The organism is Micrococcus sp. KRD128 (genome assembly GCF_017168395.1).
Taxonomy (GTDB): Bacteria; Actinomycetota; Actinomycetes; order Actinomycetales; family Micrococcaceae; genus Micrococcus; species Micrococcus luteus.
On the sequence record NZ_JABFAX010000015.1, the window covers coordinates 236804 to 256428 of the forward strand.

Consider the following 19625-nt stretch of genomic DNA (forward strand, 5'->3'; position numbering starts at 1 on the left):
CAGTTCGGCGGCCTCGCCCCCCGCCTGGACGCCCTCGGCGAGGCCGCCGAACTGGCCGCGGGCCGCCTGCCCGAGGACGTCGTGGCCGGGGCCGACGCCGCCGTGCGCGCGGCCGGGGAGCGCCAGGCACTCTCCGCCGAGCACACCGTGGTCGGGTTCTTCGGGGCAACGGGCTCCGGCAAGTCCTCCCTGTTCAACGCGCTCACCGGCCGCGACCTGGCCCGCGTGGCCGCCACCCGGCCCACCACGTCCGAACCGCTCGCCGCGGTCTGGGGCGTGGGCCGGGGACAGGGGCTGGACCCGGACGCGGAGCACGGCGACGGCACCGGCGAGGGCGGCGGCGCGGCCGCCCTGCTCGACTGGCTCGGCGTGCGCCGCCGCCACCTGCTGGACGAGGCGCCCGTGCTCGACGACGGCCGCCCCGGCTTCCTCGGCGTCGGCCGCCGTGACGGCGCCGACGCCACCGGCCTGATCCTGCTGGACCTGCCGGACATCGACTCGGTCGAGCGGGGCAACCGCGAGATCACCTCCCGGCTGGCCGGCCACGTGGACGTGCTGGTGTGGGTCGTGGACCCGGAGAAGTACGCGGACGCCGTGCTGCACCGCGAGTTCCTGGCGACCATGGGCTCGCACGCGGCCGTCACCCTCGTGCTGCTCAACCAGGTGGACCGGCTCTCGGTGCGTGACCGGGACGTCGTGCTGGCCTCGCTGCGCCGGATGCTCTCGGGGCACGGCCTCGGCGACGTCCGGGTGCTGCCCGTGTCCGCGCGCACGGGGGAGGGCCTGGAGGAGGTCGGCCGGCAGGTCGCGGCGATCGTCGCCCAGCGCGGCGCGGCCGCCGAGCGCCTGGGCGCGGACGTCGCGGCCCGTGCCGCGGACCTCGCCGCCGCCTCGGGCGAGGGCGAGCCGGCCGGTGTCGGCCCCGGGGACGAGCAGCGGCTCGGGCGCGAGCTGGCCGTGGCCGGCGGTGTGCCGGCCGTCGTCCGGGCGGTCGAGGGCTCGTACCGGCTGCGCTCGGCCAAGCGCACCAGCTGGCCCGTGCTGCGCTGGATGCACTCCTTCCGCGCGGACCCCCTGCGGCGCCTGCACCTGATGCCTGAGAGCGCCGCGCCTCGCCGCGACCGGGACGAGGTCGCCCGCGACCCCGCGCTGCACCGCACCTCCCTGCCCGAGCGCTCGGGCACCCAGCGGGCCGTCGTCGACGGCGCGGTCCGCACGCTGGCCGCCGCGGCCGGCGCGGGGGCCTCCGAGCCGTGGGCCGCCGCCATCCGCCACGCGGGCCGGGAGCACGCCGAGGAGCTCCCCGGCGCCGTGGACCAGGCGATCGCCGCCACCGACCTCGGGGCCGGTCGGGGCAGCTGGTGGCACCCCGTGCTCGACATGCTGCAGTGGCTCGCCCTCCTCACCGCCGTCGTCGGCGCCGGCTGGCTGGGCGTCCTCGCCCTGGCCGGATACCTGCAGTTCCCCCTGCCGCCCGCGCCCACGGTCGAGGGCTTCCCCCTCCCGACCCTGCTGCTCGTCGGCGGCCTCGCGCTCGGCGTGCTGCTGGCCCTGCTGGCGATCCCCCTGACCCGGTGGACCGCCGCGGCGCGGGGACGCCGCGCGCGCCGCCGCCTCGAGGAGGCGACCACCGACGTCGGCCGGCGGCTCGTCGTCGACCCGGTGCGCGCCGAGGTGGACCGCTTCCACGCCTTCCGCGACGCCCTCGCCCGGGCCTCCGGCGTCCCGGTCCGGCGGGGCCGCCGATGACGATGCGCGACCCCGCGGCTGCGGCGGGGGCGACCGTCGGCGACCTCACGGAGGCCGAGCTGCTCGAGGTCGTCCTGACCGGGCTCGCCCCCGCCGTCCGGGACGGCCACTGGCCCGCCGGCACCGTCGCCCCGGGCGACGACGCCGCCCTCGTGCCCGCGCCCCGCGGCGGGACGCTCATCTCCACGGACGCGATGGGGGAGGGCACGGACTTCCTGCACCGCTGGCCCGCCGGTCCCCGCACCCGCGGCCACGACGCCGGCTGGAAGGCCGTCGCCCAGAACCTCTCGGACGTCAACGCGATGGGCGGGACCGCCTCCGCGCTCGTCACCGCCCTCACCCTGCCGCCGACGACGCCGGTCGCCTGGGTGCGGTCGTTCGCCGCGGGCATCGTGGGCGCGGTGCGTCACCTCGGCGCGCCGGACTGCCGGGTGGCCGGGGGCGACCTGGGCACCGGCGGACGGGTCCACGCCGCAGTGACGGTGCTCGGGGACCCGCACCCCGGCGGCGTGCTGCGCCGCACGCCGGCCGCGGCGGACCGGGACCGCGTGCTCGCCGAGGGCGCCGACCTCGTCCATGCCCAGGCGGTGCCGGACGGTCCCCGGGCCGCCGCGCCTTCGGGGCCGGGGTGGGCCGCCGCCGGGCTCACCCTGCTGCTTACCGACCGCGCGGAGCTGGAGCGACGGGCGGACGCCCTCCCCGCCGCCGACCGGCCGTCACCGCGGGAGCTCGCCCGCGCCGTCCGCGCCCAGCTGCGACCCCGCCCGCCGCTGGCCCTCGGGCCCGCCGCGGTGACGGCCGGCCTGCTCACCCTCATGGACGTCTCCGACGGCCTGGGCAAGGACGCGCACCGCATGGCGGCCGCCACCGGCGGGGCCGGCCCCGCGCCGGCACCGTGGCTGGACGAGGCCTGGCTGGCGGAGGCCGCCGCACCCCTGCGCCGCGTGGCCGCCCTGGCCGGGACGAGCCCGGAGGCGCTCGTGACCGGCGGGGGCGAGGACTACGGCCTCCTGGGGCTGGCGTGGCCCGAGACCGAGCTGCCCCGGGGGTTCACGCGGATCGGCCGGCTCGTGCCGGACGGGGCCCGGCCGCCGGCCGGGCACCGGCCCCTGTCCGAGTCCGGCTGGGACCCGTTCGCCGGCTGAACGCCCGGGCCGGGGTCCGCGGGCGGGTCAGGCCGCGCGGAGGAGTCGCTCCGGGTCGAAGCGGTGGCCGAGGCCGATGACGTCCCACCCGTGCTCGCGCCACGCGGCGGCGTCCAGGACGTTGCGCCCGTCGATCAGCAGGCGGGAGGCCACGCGTGCGCCCACGGCGTCCGGATCCATCTCGCGGAACTGGCGCCACTCGGTCAGCAGCAGGGTCAGCTCGGCGCCGTCCACGGCCGCCTCGAGAGAGTCCACGTAGTCGAGCCGCGGGAAGCGGGCGGCCGCGTTGGCGTTGCCCTCGGGGTCGTACACCCGGACGTCGGCGCCGGCCGTGTAGAGACGGTTGGCGACGTCGAGGGCGGGGGAGTCCCGGACGTCGTCGGAGTCCGGCTTGAACGTGACGCCCAGCACGGCGATCCGCGTGCCGTTGAGCACCTGCACGCTCGCGGGGGTGGGGGCGGTCCCGGAAGCGTCGGCCCGGCGGACGCGGCCGTCGCGAGCCGCGGAGAGCACCTGCACCGCCAGGTCCACCACGCGGTCACGGCGGCGCAGGTTGATGTCGTCCACCTCCGCCAGGAACCGCATGGTCCGGTCCAGGCCCAGCTCGGAGACGCGGGCCTGGAGCGCGCGGATGTCCTTGGGCAGGCAGCCGCCCCCGAAGCCCACGCCCGCGTTGAGGAACCGGCGTCCGATCCGCGCGTCGTGGCCGATCGCGTCCGCGAGGGTGCCGATGTCCCCGCCCACGTTCTCGGTGATCTCCGAGAACGCGTTGATGAACGAGATCTTCGTGGCCAGGAAGGCGTTGGCGGCCACCTTCACCAGCTCGGCCGTCTCGAGGTCCGTGCTGATCCACGGGGTGTCGGCCGCGAGCTGCCGCGCGTAGACGCGGCGCAGGATGCCCTCGGCGCGGGGCCCGTGCGTGCCGATGACGAGGCGGTCCGGGGTGAGCGTGTCCCTCACGGCGAAGCCCTCCCGCAGGAACTCGGGGTTCCAGGCGAGCTCGACCTCGCCCGGCAGTCCGGCCTCGGCGCGCACGGTGTGCACGAGCTCGGCCAGGCGACGCGCGGTGCCCACGGGCACGGTCGACTTGCCGACGATCAGCGCGTCGCGGTCGATCGCCGCGGCGAGGGAGGCGACGGCGGCGTCCACGTAGCTCAGGTCCGCCGCGGTCTCGCCCACCTTCTGCGGGGTGCCGACGCCGATGAAGTGGACGTCCGCCCAGCGGGCCGCCTCCGCGACGTCGGTGGTGAAGCGCAGCCGCCCGGAGGCGACGTGGGTGCGCAGCAGCTCGGGCAGGCCGGGTTCGTGGAAGGGCACCTCGCCGCGGGCCAGACGCTCGATCTTGGCCGGGTCCACGTCCACGCCGAGCACCTCGAAGCCCAGCTCGGCCATGCAGGCGGCGTGCGTGGCGCCCAGATAGCCCGTGCCGATCACGGACAGCCGCGGCGCGGCCTCCTGCTCGGCGGGGGCGGCGGGCGCGGTCGTCTCGGTCACGGCGGACTCCTCGAGGGTGCGGGGGACGGCGGTCGGGGACCTGGCCGACGCTAGGCCCCGCGGGTGAACGCGGGAAGAACGGGGTGTCTCTGCGGCGCATCCCGTCGGTGGCGCGGGCGGGCCTCAGGCCTCGCCGGCGCGGATGAGCTCGGTGAGCCGCGTCGCGGCGGAGACGACGGCGTCCGCGTGCAGCCGGCCCGGCTGGCGGGAGAGCCGCTCGAGGGGGCCGGAGATCGAGACCGCCGCGATGACGCGGCCGCTGGGACCGCGCACCGGCGCCGACACCGAGGCGACCCCTGGCTCGCGCTCGGCCAGGGACTGGGCCCAGCCGCGGCGCCGCACCGCCGCGAGGACGGTGGGTGTGAACACGGCGCCGGCCAGCCCCTCGACGAGCCGCTCGTGGTCCTCCCAGGCCAGGAGCACCTGCGCGGCGGAGCCGGCCTTCATGGACATGCGGGCGCCCACGGGGATGGTGTCGCGCAGGCCCCAGGGCCGCTCCGCGCTGGCCACGCACACGCGGGAGTCCGCCTGCCGACGGAACACCTGGGCGCTCTCTCCCGTGGCGTCGCGCAGCCACAGCAGCACCGGGCCGGAGGCCGTGGTGAGCCGGTCCTCGCCGGCGGCGGAGGCGAGCTCGGCCAGGCGGGTGCCCAGCACGTAGCGGCCCTGCAGGTCCTTGCCCACCATGCGGTGGTGCGTGAGGGCGGCCGCGAGCCGGTGCAGCGTGGGCCGCGCGATCCCGGTGGCGGTGACGAGCTGGGCGAGCGTGGCCGGGCCGGACTCGAGCGCGTCGAGGATCGCCACCGACTTGTCCACCACGCCGACGCCGCTGGGATGCCGGTGGAGCGAGGGGCCGATGAGGTCGTCCTCGGTGGGCGGGCGCACGGGCTCGGTGGTCATGGGGTGATCGTAGTCGTCTCACTGCTCGGACGGACCGGGGGTGTCGGTGTGCGTCGCATGTGACCGGGCCGGCCGGGGCCAGGTCCGGCATGTGAGACGAAATCTCACGATATGGAATATCGCGCCGCGTGGTCGAGAACGGCCCCGCCGCGCCCCACAGTGGTCCGTGAGCACCGGCGCCCCGCGCCGGGCGACGACCGACAGGTGCGTGAGCAGGAAGGTGCGGCACATGACGACGGCGACGACGCGGCCCAGGACGCTGGCCGAGAAGGTCTGGGACGAACACGTGGTGGTGCGTGGCGAGGGCGAGGGCGCCTCCCGCACCCCCGACCTGCTCTACATCGACCTGCACCTCGTGCACGAGGTGACGAGCCCGCAGGCCTTCGAGGGGCTGCGTCTGGCCGGGCGTCCGGTGCGCCGGCCCGACCTGACCATCGCCACGGAGGACCACAACACCCCGACGCTGGACATCGACCAGCCGATCGCGGATGCCACCTCGCGCACGCAGATCGAGACCCTGCGGGCCAACTGCGCCGAGTTCGGCGTCCGCCTGCACCCGTTGGGCGACGCCGAGCAGGGCATCGTCCACGTCGTCGGCCCCCAGCTGGGTCTGACCCAGCCCGGCCTCACCGTGGTCTGCGGCGATTCCCACACCTCCACCCACGGCGCGTTCGGCGCCCTGGCGTTCGGCATCGGCACCTCCGAGGTCGAGCACGTCCTGGCCACCCAGACCCTGCCGCTGAAGCCCTTCAAGACCATGGCGGTCACCGTGGACGGCACGCTGCGCCCGGGTGTGACGGCCAAGGACATCATCCTCGCGGTCATCGCGAAGATCGGCACGGGCGGGGGCCAGGGCTTCGTGCTCGAGTACCGCGGTGAGGCCATCCGGAACCTCTCCATGGAGGGCCGGATGACCATCTGCAACATGTCCATCGAGGCCGGCGCCCGCGCCGGCATGGTCGCCCCGGACGAGACCACCTTCGCCTACCTGAAGGGCCGTCCCCATGCCCCCGAGGGCGACGACTGGGATGCCGCCGTCGAGCACTGGCGCACCCTCGCCACGGACGAGGGTGCCGAGTTCGACGCCGAGGTGGTCATCGACGCGGACACGCTGGAGCCGTTCGTCACGTGGGGCACCAACCCGGGGCAGGGCGTGAGCCTGAACGACACCGTCCCCGCGCCCGAGGACTTCGCCGACCCGGTGGCCCAGGAGGCGGCCCGCAAGGCACTGTCCTACATGGACCTGGCCCCCGGCACCCCGATGAAACAGGTCGAGGTCGACACCGTGTTCATGGGCTCGTGCACCAACTCCCGCATCGAGGACCTGCGGGCGTTCGCCGAGGTCGTCCGGGGCCGACGCAAGGCCGAGGGGCTGCGCGTCATGGTCGTGCCGGGCTCGGCGCGCGTGCGTCTGCAGGCCATGGACGAGGGCCTGGACAGGGTGTTCGAGGACTTCGGGGCCGAGTGGCGGTTCGCCGGCTGCTCCATGTGCCTGGGCATGAACCCGGACCAGCTCTCCCCGGGGGAGCGCTGCGCGTCCACCTCCAACCGCAACTTCGAGGGCCGGCAGGGCAAGGGCGGGCGCACCCACCTGGTGTCCCCGGTGGTCGCCGCGGCCACCGCCGTGCTGGGCCGCCTCGCCAGCCCGTCCGACCTGCCCGCCCTCACCCCCCAGGAGGCCTGAGCCATGGAGAAGTTCACCACCCACACCGGCGTCGGCGTGCCGCTGCGCGCCTCGAACGTGGACACGGACCAGATCATCCCGGCCGTGTACCTCAAGCGGATCTCCCGCACGGGCTTCGAGGACGCCCTGTTCGCCGGCTGGCGCCAGGACCCCGACTTCATCCTGAACACCGAGCCGTTCAGCGGAGGCACCGTGCTCGTGGCGGGCTCGGACTTCGGCACCGGCTCCTCGCGCGAACACGCCGTGTGGGCGCTCAAGGACTACGGCTTCCGCGCCGTGATCTCCCCGCGCTTCGCGGACATCTTCCGCGGCAACTCCGCCAAACAGGGGCTCGTCGCGGCCCAGGTGGAGCAGGAGGACGTCGAGCGCATCTGGAAGGAGCTGGAGAACCGTCCCGGGACCCCGGTCACCGTGGACCTCGTCACACGCACCGTCGAGTGCGGGGATGTGACCGCCCCCTTCCAGATCGACGACGACACCCGTCACCGGCTGCTCGAGGGCCTGGACGACATCGCCGTCACCCTGGGGCACCAGGCCGAGATCGACGCCTACGAGGCGGACCGCCCCGCGTACAAGCCCACCACCCTGCCGGCCCGCACGGCCGGCTGACCGGCCGCCGCCGGGAGCGCACCATTGCCGCGCGTGCCCGGCGACGCCCTATGCTGGGAGGCGATTCCGGGACCGCCCGCCGCACACGGCGGGCGGTCCCGTTCAGAGACCTCCCCGCTCCGGCGGAGTGGCCGAGACCGTGGCCCTGCGGCCGCGCTGAGGAAGGACGCGCATGGCGAAGCTCTTGACCATCCATGGCGGCAAGCCGCTGACCGGTGAGGTGACCGTGCGCGGCGCCAAGAACCTGGTGCCCAAGGCCATGGTGGCCGCCCTGCTCGGCAACTCGCCGTCCGTGCTCCGGAACATCCCCGAGATCAAGGACGTGGACGTCGTCAGCTCCCTCCTCGAGATCCACGGCGTGTCCGTGGAGTGGGACAAGGAGACCGGGCGGATCACGATGGACCCGGCCGGGGTGAAGTCGGCCCTGACCGCCGAGATCGACGCCCACGCCGGCGACTCGCGCATCCCGATCCTCTTCTGCGGCCCGCTCATGCACGCGATCGGGGAGGCCTTCATCCCCGACCTCGGCGGCTGCAAGATCGGCGACCGCCCGATCGACTACCACCTGGCCGTGCTGCGCAACTTCGGCGCCGTCGTGGACAAGCGCCCGGGCGGCATCTCCATCTCCGCCCCCAAGGGCCTGCACGGCGCCAAGCTCGAGCTGCCGTACCCCTCCGTCGGAGCCACCGAGCAGGTGCTGCTGACCGCTGTGAAGGCCGAGGGCATCACCGAGCTCAAGGGCGCCGCCGTCGAGCCGGAGATCCACGACCTCATCGCCGTCCTGCAGAAGATGGGCGCGATCATCACCGTGCAGACGGACCGCACCATCCGCATCGAGGGCGTGAGCGAGATGCGCGGCTACAACCACATCGCGCTGCCCGACCGCAACGAGTCCGCCTCGTGGGCCTCCGCCGCCCTGGCCACCCGGGGGGACATCTACGTCCGCGGCGCCGAGCAGCGCGACCTGACGGCGTTCCTGAACACCTACCGCAAGATCGGCGGCGAGTTCGACGTCGTCGACGACGGCATCCGGTTCTGGCACGCCGGCGGCGATCTCAACCCGCTCGTGCTCGAGACGGACGTGCACCCCGGCTTCATGACCGACTGGCAGCAGCCCCTCGTGGTGGCGCTGACCCAGGCCAAGGGGGTCTCCATCGTGCACGAGACCGTGTACGAGAACCGCTTCGGCTTCACCGACGCCCTCGTGCGGATGGGCGCCTCCATCCAGCTGCACCGCGAGTGCCTCGGCTCCGTGCCGTGCCGCTTCGGTCAGCGCAACTTCCTGCACTCGGCCGTGATCTCCGGCCCGACGCCGCTGCACGGCGTCGAGTTCGACATCCCGGACCTGCGCGGCGGCTTCTCCCACCTGATCGCCGCCCTCACCGCCGAGGGCACCTCCACGGCGACGGGCCTGGAGATCATCAACCGCGGCTACGAGCACTTCATGGCGAAGCTCGAGGGCCTCGGCGCCGACGTCGAGCTGACCGAACGCGACCGGTGAGCGGCGTGGACGCGCAGAGCCCTGCCGCCGCGGGGGGTCGTCCGACGCGTACCGCGCGGGCCCCCTACGTGATCCCGGGGGTGATCGTGCGACCGGCGATGCGGGCCCTCGTCCGCCAGGTGTGGGAGGGGACCGAGCACCTGCCCGAGACCGGCGCGATCCTCGCCGTCAACCACATCTCGGAGGTGGACCCGCTCTCCGTGGCCCACATGGTCTACAACCAGGGCCTGCTGCCGACCTTCCTCGCCAAGGCCGAGCTCTGGAAGGTGCCCGTGCTCAAGCAGGTCCTCGAGGCCACCCGCATGATCCCGGTCGAGCGCACCCGCGACGGCGGCCGCTCGCTCGCCGCCGCCCGCGAGGCCGTCGCCACGGGCCGGGCGATCATCGTCTACCCGGAGGGCACCGTCACCCGCGATCCCGACGGCTGGCCCATGGCCGGGCGCAACGGGGCCGTGCGCCTCGCCCTGCAGACCGGCGCCCCGCTCATCCCCGTCGGTCAGTGGGGCATCCAGGAACTGCTGCCGTACGGCGGCCGCTCCCTCCGCGTCCTCCCACGCAAGACCGCCCGGATCCGGGTCGGCGCGCCCGTCGACCTCGCGGACCTGCGGGACCGCCCCGTGACGGCGGCGACCCTGCGCGAGGGCACCGGCCGCATGATGGCCGCGATCACCGACCTGGTCGCCGAGCTGCGCGGAGAACCGGCCCCGGAGGGCCGCTGGGATCCCACGACCGGAGCGCGGGTGATCGGGGCATGAGCGATCCGCGCACCGTCGCCGTCCTCGGGGCCGGCAGCTGGGGGTCGGCCTTCGCCCGCGTCCTGGGCCTGAGCACCAGCCCCGAGTCCGCCCGCGCGTCCGAGATCGTGATGTGGTCCCGGCGGGCCGAGGTCGCCGAGGCCATCACCGAGCGACACGAGAACCCCGAGTACCTGCCCGGCATCACCCTGCCCACCTGCGTGCGCGCCGTCACCGACGCCGCCGAGGCGGTCCGGGGCGCCGGCGTCGTGGTGGTGGCCGTGCCCGCGCAGCACGTGCGCGAGACGCTGCGCACCGTGCGCGCCGACCTGGCCCCGGACGCCGTCGTGGTCTCCCTCGTCAAGGGCCTCGAGCGCGGCACCGACGCGCGGATGTCGCAGGTCTGCGCGGAGGAGCTGGGCCTCAGCCCGGACCGGTTCGCGGTGGTCTCCGGACCCAACCTCGCCCTCGAGATCGCGCGCGGCGAGCCCACCGCCACGGTGGTCGCCTCGGCCTCGCGCGCGACGGCGGAGCGCATCGCCGCCCTCACAGCCGGCCGGACCTTCCGGCCCTACACGAACACGGACGTCGTGGGCGTGGAGATCGGCGGCGTGGTGAAGAACGTCATCGCGCTCGCCGTGGGCATCTGCGACGGGCAGGGGCTGGGGGACAACTCCAAGGCCTCCGTCATCACCCGGGGCCTGGCCGAGACCACCCGGCTGGCCGTCGCGCTCGGCGGCGACCCGGCCACCATGGCCGGGCTCGCCGGCCTGGGCGACCTCGTGGCCACGTGCGCCTCGCCCCTCTCCCGCAACCGCACGGCCGGCCGCCACATCGGCACCGGCCTCAGCGCGGAGGAGGCGGTGGCCGCCATGAGCCAGACGGCCGAGGGCATCAAGTCCGTCTCCGCCATCGTGCACGCCGCCCGCGCCCACGGTGTGGAGATGCCCATCAGCGAGCTGATGGACCGGGTGGTCACCGGGGACGTGGCCGTGGACCGCCTCGCCGAGCTGCTGCTCGCCCGTGACCTGAAGTCGGAAGGACGCACCGCATGACCGCCATCCCCGCCCCGGAGGCCGCTGCCGGCGCGCGTCCCCGCGTGCTCCTGCTCTTCGGCGGCCGCTCGAGCGAGCACCCCATCAGCTGCGTGACCGCGGCGGGTGTGCTGCACGCGGCCGACCGTCAGCGCTGGGACGTCGTGCCGGTGGGCGTGGCCCGCTCCGGCCTGTGGTCGCACGATGAGCTGGACGTGGCCTCGTTCCGCCTGGACGGCGGCGCCCTGCCGGAGGTGCCGGAGCCCGAGGCCCCGGTGAGCCTGCGCGCCCTGCCGGACGGCACCGTCGAGCTGACCGCGGCCGACGGCTCCTCGCTGGGCCCGGTGGATGTCGTGTTCCCGCTGCTACACGGCCCCTGGGGCGAGGACGGCACCCTCCAGGGCATGTTCGAGTCGCTGGGTCTGCCCTACGTGGGCTGCGGCGTGCTCGCCTCCGCGGTCGGCATGGACAAGCACTTCATGAAGGTCGCCTTCCAGGCCGCCGGCCTCGAGGTCGGCCCGTGGGAGACCATCACCGCCCGCGACTGGGCGCGCGATCCGGAGGCGGCCCTCGCCCGCGCCGGGGCGCTCGCCTACCCGCTGTTCGTCAAGCCCGCCCGCGCCGGCTCGTCCTTCGGCATCACCCGCGTCACCGAGCCCGCGGGTCTGCGCGCCGCCGTCGAGGAGGCCCGTCGCTTCGACCCCAAGGTCGTGGTGGAGGCGGGCATCGTCGGCCGCGAGATCGAGTGCGCCGTCCTCGACGGGCACGGCGCCGCCGCCCCGCGCGCCTCGCTGCCGGGGGAGATCGTCGTGGCCCACGACGAGGGCGAGACGCAGTTCTACGACTTCGAGTCGAAGTACCAGGACACCGGCAGCACCCAGCTGTCTTGCCCGGCCGAGCTGCCGGGGGAGGAGATCGAGCGGCTGCGCGCCCTGGCGATCCGCGCCTTCGAGGCCGTGGACGGGTCCGGCCTGGGCCGCTGCGACTTCTTCTTCACCCCGGACGGGCGCTGGGTGGTCAACGAGATCAACACCATGCCGGGCTTCACGCCCATCAGCATGTACCCGGCCATGTGGGAGCGGATGGGCCTGTCCTACGACGATCTGATCTCGGAGCTGCTGGACCTCGCCCTCGAGCGGGGCGTCGGCCTGCACTGACGCGGCCCGCGGCCGGCCCGCGCCGGTCTCAGCCGACGGGTGTGGCGTCCTGCACGCTGACGCAGCCGCCGCTGGGCTCGATCTGCGCGACCGCCGAGGACAGGCCCACCATCACGGTGTCCGAGCTGGCCTGGTCCTTGCCGAACAGCACCTCCACGGCCGGGTCACGGCCGTAGGTGGTGATCCGCCAGTTCTCGTCCTCGTCCCGGATGACCCAGTCGATCCCGTCCACGGAGATGCAGCGGTCCGTGGTGGGGCCGGGGACCTCGGCGCCGCAGCGCAGGACGACGGCGGCCGGGTCACCCCACACGGCCGTCGCCTGGCTGTCGGTGGGGCGCAGGTCGAGGTCGCCCAGGGCGTCGGGCATGGCCACCATGGCCGGGGCACACGCCGGGTCAGCGGCGTGGGGCGCGGCCTCCACCGTGGCCACCCGTCCGGTGCAGGCCGTGGCGCCGAGGGCGATCGCGGTCAGGAGGGGCACGAGACGACGCAAACGGCGGGATTCCATCCGCCCAGGATACGTGCGGCGCCGGGACCCGCGGGGGCCCGTGCCCTAGCATGGGCGGGACCGTTCCCGTCCCCGCCTCAGGAGCCCACGTGAGCAGCACCGCGGACCCCCGCCCCCGCCCCCCGCAGGAGGACGTCGCCGTCGGGCGGCGCCGTCGTCGTCGCCGCCCGTGGCTGATCGCCCTGGCGGTGGTGCTCGTGGCGCTGCTGGCCGTGGGCATCGCGGCGGCGGTGTACGTCGGCGGGATCGCCCGGATCATCGACCAGGACACCCAGCGCTTCGACGGCGGCGCGTTCCCCGCCGAGTCGGGCCGCCCGGGCGCCGCGGGGGCGTCCGCCCAGCAGCCCACCGCGCCGCCGCCCGGCATGGACGCGGACCAGGCCGCCGAGGGCGCCCAGGGCCCCGTCGCCCCGGACACGGACGAGAAGGCGGACGAGCAGGCACTCGACGTGCTGCTCGTCGGCGAGGACGCGGGCGCGGAGGGCCGTGACTCCGCCGGCCGGTCGGACACCCTCATGTGGGTCCACGTGCCCGGGGACCGCAGCGAGATCCAGGTCATGTCCATCATGCGCGACATGTGGGTGCCGATCCCGGGACACGGGGACCACAAGGTCAACGCCGCCTACCAGTACGGCGGCATCCCGCTGACGGTGGCCACCGCGGAGAACATGTTCCAGGCACGCGTGGACCACGTGATCGCCGTGGACCTCGCCGGCTTCAAGGGCCTCGTGGACGCCCTGGGCGGCGTCAGCGTGGACAACCCCAGCGCCTTCGTCTCGACCGGCGGCATCGACTTCCCCGCGGGCACCGTGCAGATGGACGGGGACAAGGCCCTGGCCTACGCGCGGGAGCGGTACAACCTGCCGCGCAGCGACTTCGACCGTGTGGAGAACCAGCAACGCCTGGTCAAGGCCATCGTGGCCGCGTTCCTCTCCCGCGACACCCTCTCGGACCCGAGCCGCGTGCAGGCCGCCGTCGAGGAGTTCGCCCCCTTCCTGACCCTCGACGACGAGCTCGACTCGAGCACCCTCGCGAACCTGGCGTGGTCCCTGCGCGACGCGCGCGACGCCCCGATCGTGACCAGCACGGTGCCGTCCGTGGGCGTGGGCTACACGGACACCGGCGAGGACGTCGTGTGGCCGGACTGGGCGGCGATCGCCCGCCTGGGCGAGGGCATCCGCACCGGCACCCTGGGGGAGGCCGTCGCGCAGTGAGCACGCCGTCCCGGCCGTCACTGGTACGGCACTGGCTCGCGCTCGCGGAGGAGCTCGTGGGCCGGGCCGCGCCGCGACTCGACGCCCTGAACCTCTTCCCGGTCCCGGACGCGGACACGGGCACGAACATGCTCGCCACGCTGACGGCGGCCCGCACCGCGGCCGACGCCTGCCCCGCACAGGACGACGCCGGCGCCGTGCTCGCGCACGCGGGCGCGGCCGCGCTGGACTCGGCCCGGGGCAACTCGGGCATGCTGCTCGCGGTCGGCCTGGCAGGGATGGCTGAGCCCCTGCGCGGCCGGGAGCGCGTCGACGCGTTCGCCCTGGCGGCGGCGTTCGGAGCCGCCGACCGGGCCGCCCGGCAGGCCCTGTCGGATCCGCGCGAGGGGACGATCCTCACGGTGCTCTCCGCGGCCGCCCGCAGCCTCGCGCGCTCGTCCACCCAGGCCCCCGACACGCCCGCGGTGGCCGGCGACGCGGACCCGGCCGTGCGGCTCGGTCCGGCCGTGACCCTCATGCTGGCCGACTGCGTGCAGGCCGTGGAGGAGACCGAGTCGTTGCTCGCCCCGCTGACCCGGGCGCACGTCGTGGACGCCGGCGCCGTCGGGCTGCTCTGGGTGTTCGAGGCGCTGCGCGCCGTCGTCACGGGCACGCCCGTGGACGAGGAGCTGGCCACCGCCCTCCCCGGCTACGTCGAGGGCGCCCACGCCGCGGAGGGCGAGCCCGCCGCCGCGGCGGAGGCGCCGACCGAGGGGGCCGTCGAGGTGATGGGCACCCTGACGCTCACCCCGCTCGCCGCGGCCGAGCTGCGCCGACGGCTGACCGACGTGGGGGACGCCGTGATCCTCGCCCCCGTCGGGACCGCCCGTGACGCGCAGGGCCGGGTGCCGTGGCGGGTCCACGTGCACGTGCCCCGCGCCGAGGACGCGATCGGCCCCCTGCGGGCCGCCGGCGACGTCGAGGGCCTGGCCGTCACCGACCTGGCCGAGCCGTCGCACGGCGACGACGCCGCACCGGATGGGTGCCATGGCCGCTGAGGGCCCCGTCACCGACCTGCCCCTGTCCGAGGTGCTGGGCGGGAAGCTGCCCGCCCGCCTCGAGAAGGAGCTCGGGCTGACCACGGTCGGGGACCTGCTGGACCACGTGCCGCGCCGCTGGATCGAGCGCGGCGAGCTCACCCCCATCGCCGCCCTGCCGTACGACGCCGAGGTGACCGTCGTCGCCGTCGTGGAGTCGGTGACCACGCGGCGCATGCACAGCCGGCCCGGGTTCATCGTGGACGTCACCGTCGCTGACCCGTCCGTGGCCGGCGTGCCGGGGGCGAGCCTGTCCATGGCCTTCTTCAACGGCCACGACGCCCGCCGCCGCCTCGCCCCCGGGATGACCGCCATGTTCCAGGGCCGTACGACCGAGTACCGCGGCCGGATCACGCTGAACAACCCGGACTTCGCCCTCCTGGACGACGACGTCGCCCCGGGGGAGGTGGACGTGCGACCGGTCCCGCTCTACCGGGCCACGGGGAAGCTGCCGTCGTGGACGGTCCGCTCCGCCGTCGCCCGGGTGCTCGAGACCGTCGACCTGGGACGGATCCCCGAGCTGCTCACCGAGCGGATCCGCGCGGAGGCCGCCGCGGCGCTCGACCTGGACGCGCCGCTGCCGGGCACCGCCCAGGCATACCGGGACCTGCACGCCCCGCACGACGTCGCCGCCACCGGCCCGGCGCGGACCGCGCTCGCCCTGCGTGAGGCGCTGCTCGTCCAGGCCGCACTCGCCTGGCGCCGGGACCGGGAGCGGGCGGTGCCCGCCGTGCCCCGCCCGCCGCGGCCCGGCGGCCTGCTCGAGGCCCTCGACGCCCGCCTGCCGTTCGCGCTCACGCCCGGCCAGGTGGCGGTGGGGGAGCAGCTGTCCGCCGAGCTGGCCCGGGACGCCCCGATGAGCCGGCTGCTGCAGGGGGACGTGGGCGCGGGCAAGACGCTCGTGGCCCTCCGGGCGATGCTGCAGGTCGTGGATGCCGGTGGCCAGGCCGCCCTGGTGGCGCCCACCGAGGTGCTCGCCGCGCAGCACCACCGTGCCCTGCTGCGCCTGATGGGCCCCCTCGCCGAGGCCGGCACCCTCGGGGCCGGCGACGGCCCGGCCACGAGGGTCGCGCTGGTCACCGGCTCGCTCAAGACCGCCGCGCGCCGCGAGGCGCTGCTGGCCCTGGCCTCCGGCGAGGCCGGGATCGCCGTCGGGACGCACGCGCTGCTCTCCGAGAAGGTGGGCTTCGCCGAGCTGGCCCTGGCCGTCGTCGACGAGCAGCACCGCTTCGGCGTGGACCAGCGCGAGGCCCTGCGGCGGGCCAACCCCGGCACGCACCTGCTCGTCATGTCCGCCACGCCCATCCCGCGCTCCGTGGCGATGACGGTGTTCGGCGACCTGGACCTGTCGGTGCTCGAGGGGCTGCCGTCCGGGCGTCAGCCGGTCACCACGCACGTGGCGCGGATGGCCCACGGCCCGCGCGTGATCGGGCGCGTGTGGGAGCTGATCGCCGAGCACGTGGCGGCCGGCCACCAGGCGTTCGTGGTGTGCCCGCGCATCGACCCCGACGACGCCGACCCGGGTCACGCCAACGTGGAGGAGATGACACCCCGGCTGCGGAGTCTCCCGGCGCTGGCGGGGCTGCGGATCGACGCCGTGCACGGGCGCATGGACCAGGCCGAGCAGGACGCGGCGATGCAGGCCTTCGCGCGCGGGGAGACGGACGTGCTCGTGGCGACCACCGTCGTCGAGGTGGGCGTGGACGTGCCCAACGCGACGGTCATGGCGATCCTCGACGCCGACGACTTCGGCCTGTCCACCCTGCACCAGCTGCGCGGCCGCGTGGGCCGCGGACCCGGGGCGGCGGTCTGCCTGCTGGCCACGCGCCTGCCGGACGGGCACCCGTCGCTGCGCCGGCTCGAGGTCCTGGCCCAGGAGCAGGACGGCATGGGCATCGCGCAGGAGGACCTCGCCCAGCGCGGCGTCGGCGACGTGCTCGGCGCCGCCCAGTCTGGGCTGGCCTCGGGGTTGCACCATGTGGACGTCATTGCCGACGCCCCGCTGATCGCCGTGGCCGCCGACGCCGTCGCGCAGGTCATGGCGGCCGGCCCGGGGCTCTCCGCCCACCCGGCGCTCGCCGCCGAGGTGGCCCGCTGGGAGGCCGAGCACCTCACCGCCGCCGACTACCTCGAGAAGGGCTGAGCCATGTCCCGCATCATCGCCGGCGCGGCCGCCGGGCGGCCCCTGACCGCCGTCCCCGGCACCGGCACGCGCCCCACCACGGACCGCACCAAGGAGGCCCTGTTCTCCTGGCTCGAGGCCCGCGACTGGCTGGACGGGACGGCTGTGCTCGACCTCTACGCCGGCTCCGGCGCCCTGGGGTGCGAGGCCGCCAGCCGCGGAGCGGCATCGGTGCTGCTGGTCGAGCGGGACCGGAGGGCCGTGACCGCGTGCCGCGCGAACGCCGCGCTGGTCAACCGGGCGCGCGGGGCCGACGTCGTGCGCGTGCGCGCCGGGAGCGTGGAGCAGGCGCTCGCGGCGGAGGCCGCGCCCGTGGACCTGATCCTGGCCGACCCGCCGTACCCGGTGGCCGGCCCGCCGCTCGAGGCCGTGGTGGAGGCGGCGGCCGAGCGGCTCGCCCCGGGCGGGCTGCTCGTGCTCGAGCGGGCGGCCCGGGACGCGGCGCCGCGCCGGCCGCGCGGCCTCGAGGAGGTCGAGGTGCGCGTCTACGGCGAGACCGCCCTGTACCTCTGGCAGGACGAGCGCTGACCCCGCCCACCCGCTTTCGTTCGGGAAACGGCGGCGTGTCGGCCCGTTTTCGTTCGGGAAACGGCGGCGTCGTGGCCCGTTCTCACGCGGGAGACGGGAGGGCGGAACGGACTGTGCTCAGCACCGAACCGCGAGCACGGCGGCCGCCGTTTCCCGAACGAAAATGCTCTGGGGACCGCCGTTTCCCGAACGAAAGTGCTCCGGGGACCGCCGTTTCGTCAACGAAAGCGTCGGGGGTCAGGCCGCGCGCAGCCGCGGGGCCGCCTCGGCCAGGCGGCGCATCGCCTCGTCGATCGCATCCGGGGACTTGCAGAACGCCAGCCGCAGCCACGACCGCAGGTGGCCCCCGTCCGGGCGGCAGAGCGCGCCCACGGGGATGCCCGTGACGCCGGCCTCACGCGTCCACCGCACCGCGGCCTCGGCCGCGTCCGTCACACCCCACGGGGCCAGGTCCACGACGACGAAGTAGCCCGCCGCCGGGACGACCGGGTCCAGGCCCGCCTCCCGCAGGCCCGCCACGAGCCGATCCCGGGCGTCGCGGTACCGCTCGCGCTGGCCGGCGAGGTGCCGCTCGGCGTCGTCGGTGGGCAGGTAGGCACCCAGCGCGCGCTGGAAGGCGGGGCCGGAGGAGTAGGTGAGGAACTGCTTGACGGCGCGCGCAGCCCCGACGAGCTCGGCCGGGCCGTTGAGCCAGCCGACCTTCCACCCGGTGACCGCGAACGCCTTGCCCGCGCTGGAGACCGTCAGGGCGATGTCCTCGGCGTCCGCGACCGAGCGGAGGCTGACGTGCTCGCCCTCGTAGACGAGGTGGTCGTAGACCTCGTCCGAGAGCATCAGCACGCCCCGGGACCGGCACAGGGCCACGAGCTCCTCGAGCAGCTCCCGCGGATAGACCGCGCCCGTGGGGTTGTGCGGCGTGTTCACGATGAGCAGGCGCGTGCGGTCGGTGATCGCGTCCGCCACCCGCGCCGGATCCGGAAGGAAGTCCGGCGCCTCCACCGGCACGCTCACGTGCCGGGCGCCGGCCAGGGCGATCGTGGCGGCGTGCGAGTCGTAGAACGGCTCGACCGTGACGACCTCGTCGCCCGGGCGCACGAACGCCAGGACCGTCGCGGCGATGCCCTCGGTGGCACCCGTGGTGATCATGACCTGCGTGGCGGGGTCCTCCGTCACGCCCCAGTGGCGCCGGCGATGCTCTGCGACGGCCTGGCGCAGCGCGGGGTCGCCCGTGCCGGGGGCGTACTGGTTGGGGCCCGCCAGCAGGGCGTCGGCCGCCAGCCGCAGCAGCGTGTCGGGGCCGTCGGCGTCGGGGAAGCCCTGGCCGAGGTTCACGGCCCCGTGCTCGACGGCGAGGCCCGTCATCGTCTCGAACACGGTGGGCACGGGGCCGGCGTCGCCGAGCAGGCCCGCGGCCGCCGCCGTGCGACGCCACGGCGCGTCCACGTCGACGTCGTGCCGTGCCGATCCGGGGGTGGGCTGGGTTCCGTCCATGGCCGCACTGTACCCAGTGCCGCGGACCGCACCCGGCGGCGCATGCCGCGTCCAGCGCGACCGCGACGCGCCGGAGCCGGACCGGACGGGCGTCCGTCGCCGCTCGGCGCGGCCCCCGCTAGGCTGGCACCCATGCGTCGTGCCGTCTGCCCTGGTTCGTTCGATCCCCTCCACAAGGGGCACGTCGAGGTGATCGCGCGAGCCGCGAACCTCTTCGAGGAGGTGGTGGTCGCCGTGTCCTCGAACCCGGCCAAGACGTACCGCTTCAGCGTGGAGGAGCGCATCGCCATGATCGAGGCGACGGTGTCCTCCCTCGCCGGTGTCGCGGTCCGACCCATGGGCCCGGGCCTGCTGGCCGAGTTCTGCCGGCAGATCGGCGCGGACGCGATCGTCAAGGGGCTGCGCGGCGGCGCCGACCTCGAGTTCGAGGCCCCGATGGCCGCGATGAACCGCCACCTCACCGGGGTCGAGACGGTCTACCTCCCGGCCGACGCCCGGTACACCCACGTGTCCTCCTCGCTCATCAAGGAGGTCCATGGACTCGGCGGCGACGTCGCCGAGTTCGTCCCGGCCGCGGTCCTGCGCGGCCTCGCCAGCGGGGCCTGACCCCGCCCAGCCC

Annotated in this window: 17 protein-coding genes; 13 read left to right on the plus strand and 4 right to left on the minus strand. The window is 75.4% G+C overall.

The window, feature by feature from the left end; genetic code table 11:
* The coding region (locus J1M44_RS07305) for a GTPase (RefSeq protein ID WP_206480802.1) at nucleotides 1–1749 on the plus strand (1749 nt) is incomplete at its 5' end.
* A complete protein-coding gene (locus tag J1M44_RS07310; RefSeq protein ID WP_206480803.1) occupies nucleotides 1746–2894 on the plus strand; it encodes a thiamine-phosphate kinase in 1149 nt (382 codons plus the stop codon). The genes J1M44_RS07305 and J1M44_RS07310, both read left to right, overlap by 4 nt.
* A 27-nt stretch (nucleotides 2895–2921) precedes the next feature.
* Here the strand turns inward: J1M44_RS07310 and J1M44_RS07315 are convergent, their stop codons facing one another.
* Both J1M44_RS07315 and J1M44_RS07320 read right to left on the minus strand, forming a co-directional pair.
* Nucleotides 2922–4388, minus strand: a complete 1467-nt coding sequence (locus J1M44_RS07315; protein WP_095353814.1) for a UDP-glucose dehydrogenase family protein — start codon at nucleotides 4386–4388, stop codon at nucleotides 2922–2924.
* A 123-nt stretch (nucleotides 4389–4511) separates the two neighbouring features.
* Nucleotides 4512–5288 (minus strand): IclR family transcriptional regulator, encoded by a 777-nt coding sequence (locus J1M44_RS07320; RefSeq protein ID WP_002856418.1) that lies wholly within the window; start codon nucleotides 5286–5288, stop codon nucleotides 4512–4514.
* Nucleotides 5289–5517: 229 nt separating this feature from the next.
* Between J1M44_RS07320 and leuC the strand changes: the two genes are divergently transcribed.
* From leuC to J1M44_RS07350, 6 genes are all read left to right on the plus strand, one after another.
* Nucleotides 5518–6972 (plus strand): 3-isopropylmalate dehydratase large subunit, encoded by a 1455-nt coding sequence (leuC, locus tag J1M44_RS07325; protein ID WP_036338082.1) that lies wholly within the window; start codon nucleotides 5518–5520, stop codon nucleotides 6970–6972.
* 3 nt (nucleotides 6973–6975) lie between these two features.
* A complete protein-coding gene (gene leuD / locus J1M44_RS07330; RefSeq protein ID WP_036338085.1) occupies nucleotides 6976–7581 on the plus strand; it encodes a 3-isopropylmalate dehydratase small subunit in 606 nt (201 codons plus the stop codon).
* Between the two features lie 172 nt (nucleotides 7582–7753).
* Nucleotides 7754–9082 carry a UDP-N-acetylglucosamine 1-carboxyvinyltransferase gene (murA, locus tag J1M44_RS07335; protein WP_002856412.1) on the plus strand — a complete coding sequence of 443 codons (1329 nt, stop codon included), beginning with the start codon at nucleotides 7754–7756 and terminating at the stop codon, nucleotides 9080–9082.
* A gap of 80 nt (nucleotides 9083–9162) precedes the next feature.
* Nucleotides 9163–9837 carry a lysophospholipid acyltransferase family protein gene (locus tag J1M44_RS07340; protein WP_095347316.1) on the plus strand — a complete coding sequence of 225 codons (675 nt, stop codon included), beginning with the start codon at nucleotides 9163–9165 and terminating at the stop codon, nucleotides 9835–9837.
* Entirely contained in the window at nucleotides 9834–10871 is a 1038-nt protein-coding gene (locus tag J1M44_RS07345; RefSeq protein WP_206480804.1) for an NAD(P)H-dependent glycerol-3-phosphate dehydrogenase, read from the plus strand. The genes J1M44_RS07340 and J1M44_RS07345 overlap by 4 nt, the downstream gene beginning before the upstream one ends.
* Nucleotides 10868–12007 (plus strand): D-alanine--D-alanine ligase family protein, encoded by a 1140-nt coding sequence (locus J1M44_RS07350; RefSeq protein ID WP_206480805.1) that lies wholly within the window; start codon nucleotides 10868–10870, stop codon nucleotides 12005–12007. Before J1M44_RS07345 ends, J1M44_RS07350 begins: the two co-directional genes overlap by 4 nt.
* Nucleotides 12008–12035: 28 nt before the next feature.
* On the opposite strand, the gene J1M44_RS07355 is transcribed toward J1M44_RS07350, so the two are convergent.
* Nucleotides 12036–12515, minus strand: a complete 480-nt coding sequence (locus tag J1M44_RS07355; protein WP_063190356.1) for a DUF3515 family protein — start codon at nucleotides 12513–12515, stop codon at nucleotides 12036–12038.
* 89 nt (nucleotides 12516–12604) lie between these two features.
* Here J1M44_RS07355 and J1M44_RS07360 point away from each other — a divergent pair, with 89 nt between their 5' ends.
* Genes J1M44_RS07360 through rsmD form a run of 4 tightly spaced genes read left to right on the plus strand, consistent with a single transcriptional unit; the run spans nucleotide 12605 to nucleotide 17515 of the window.
* The gene (locus tag J1M44_RS07360; RefSeq protein WP_206480806.1) at nucleotides 12605–13729 is read left to right on the plus strand and encodes an LCP family glycopolymer transferase; all 1125 of its coding nucleotides are present in this window, start codon (nucleotides 12605–12607) and stop codon (nucleotides 13727–13729) included.
* Complete coding sequence (locus J1M44_RS07365; RefSeq protein ID WP_206480807.1) at nucleotides 13726–14766, plus strand: DAK2 domain-containing protein; 1041 nt, start codon at nucleotides 13726–13728, stop codon at nucleotides 14764–14766. Before J1M44_RS07360 ends, J1M44_RS07365 begins: the two co-directional genes overlap by 4 nt.
* Nucleotides 14756–16948, plus strand: coding sequence for an ATP-dependent DNA helicase RecG (locus J1M44_RS07370; RefSeq protein ID WP_206480808.1), 2193 nt, complete (start codon nucleotides 14756–14758; stop codon nucleotides 16946–16948). Before J1M44_RS07365 ends, J1M44_RS07370 begins: the two co-directional genes overlap by 11 nt.
* Before the next feature lie 3 nt (nucleotides 16949–16951).
* Nucleotides 16952–17515, plus strand: coding sequence for a 16S rRNA (guanine(966)-N(2))-methyltransferase RsmD (gene rsmD, locus J1M44_RS07375; protein WP_036338101.1), 564 nt, complete (start codon nucleotides 16952–16954; stop codon nucleotides 17513–17515).
* A 237-nt stretch (nucleotides 17516–17752) separates the two neighbouring features.
* Here rsmD and J1M44_RS07380 read toward each other — a convergent pair whose 3' ends face one another.
* Entirely contained in the window at nucleotides 17753–19006 is a 1254-nt protein-coding gene (locus tag J1M44_RS07380) for an aminotransferase class I/II-fold pyridoxal phosphate-dependent enzyme (RefSeq protein WP_206480809.1), read from the minus strand.
* Nucleotides 19007–19138: 132 nt separating this feature from the next.
* Here J1M44_RS07380 and coaD point away from each other — a divergent pair, with 132 nt between their 5' ends.
* Nucleotides 19139–19612: a pantetheine-phosphate adenylyltransferase gene (coaD, locus tag J1M44_RS07385; protein WP_206480810.1), complete on the plus strand. Its 474-nt coding sequence runs from the start codon at nucleotides 19139–19141 to the stop codon at nucleotides 19610–19612.
* Nucleotides 19613–19625: the final 13 nt, after the last annotated feature.

Excerpts from the sequence above, each read along its gene's own strand:
- J1M44_RS07310 (WP_206480803.1), top strand. The coding sequence starts at position 1,746 with ATGACGATGCGCGACCCCGCGGCTGCGGCGGGGGCGACCGTCGGCGAC.
- J1M44_RS07320 (WP_002856418.1), bottom strand. The coding sequence starts at position 5,288 with ATGACCACCGAGCCCGTGCGCCCGCCCACCGAGGACGACCTCATCGGC.
- leuC (WP_036338082.1), top strand. The coding sequence starts at position 5,518 with ATGACGACGGCGACGACGCGGCCCAGGACGCTGGCCGAGAAGGTCTGG.
- leuD (WP_036338085.1), top strand. The coding sequence starts at position 6,976 with ATGGAGAAGTTCACCACCCACACCGGCGTCGGCGTGCCGCTGCGCGCC.
- murA (WP_002856412.1), top strand. The coding sequence starts at position 7,754 with ATGGCGAAGCTCTTGACCATCCATGGCGGCAAGCCGCTGACCGGTGAG.
- J1M44_RS07345 (WP_206480804.1), top strand. The coding sequence starts at position 9,834 with ATGAGCGATCCGCGCACCGTCGCCGTCCTCGGGGCCGGCAGCTGGGGG.
- J1M44_RS07350 (WP_206480805.1), top strand. The coding sequence starts at position 10,868 with ATGACCGCCATCCCCGCCCCGGAGGCCGCTGCCGGCGCGCGTCCCCGC.
- J1M44_RS07355 (WP_063190356.1), bottom strand. The coding sequence starts at position 12,515 with ATGGAATCCCGCCGTTTGCGTCGTCTCGTGCCCCTCCTGACCGCGATC.
- J1M44_RS07370 (WP_206480808.1), top strand. The coding sequence starts at position 14,756 with ATGGCCGCTGAGGGCCCCGTCACCGACCTGCCCCTGTCCGAGGTGCTG.
- rsmD (WP_036338101.1), top strand. The coding sequence starts at position 16,952 with ATGTCCCGCATCATCGCCGGCGCGGCCGCCGGGCGGCCCCTGACCGCC.
- J1M44_RS07380 (WP_206480809.1), bottom strand. The coding sequence starts at position 19,006 with ATGGACGGAACCCAGCCCACCCCCGGATCGGCACGGCACGACGTCGAC.
- coaD (WP_206480810.1), top strand. The coding sequence starts at position 19,139 with ATGCGTCGTGCCGTCTGCCCTGGTTCGTTCGATCCCCTCCACAAGGGG.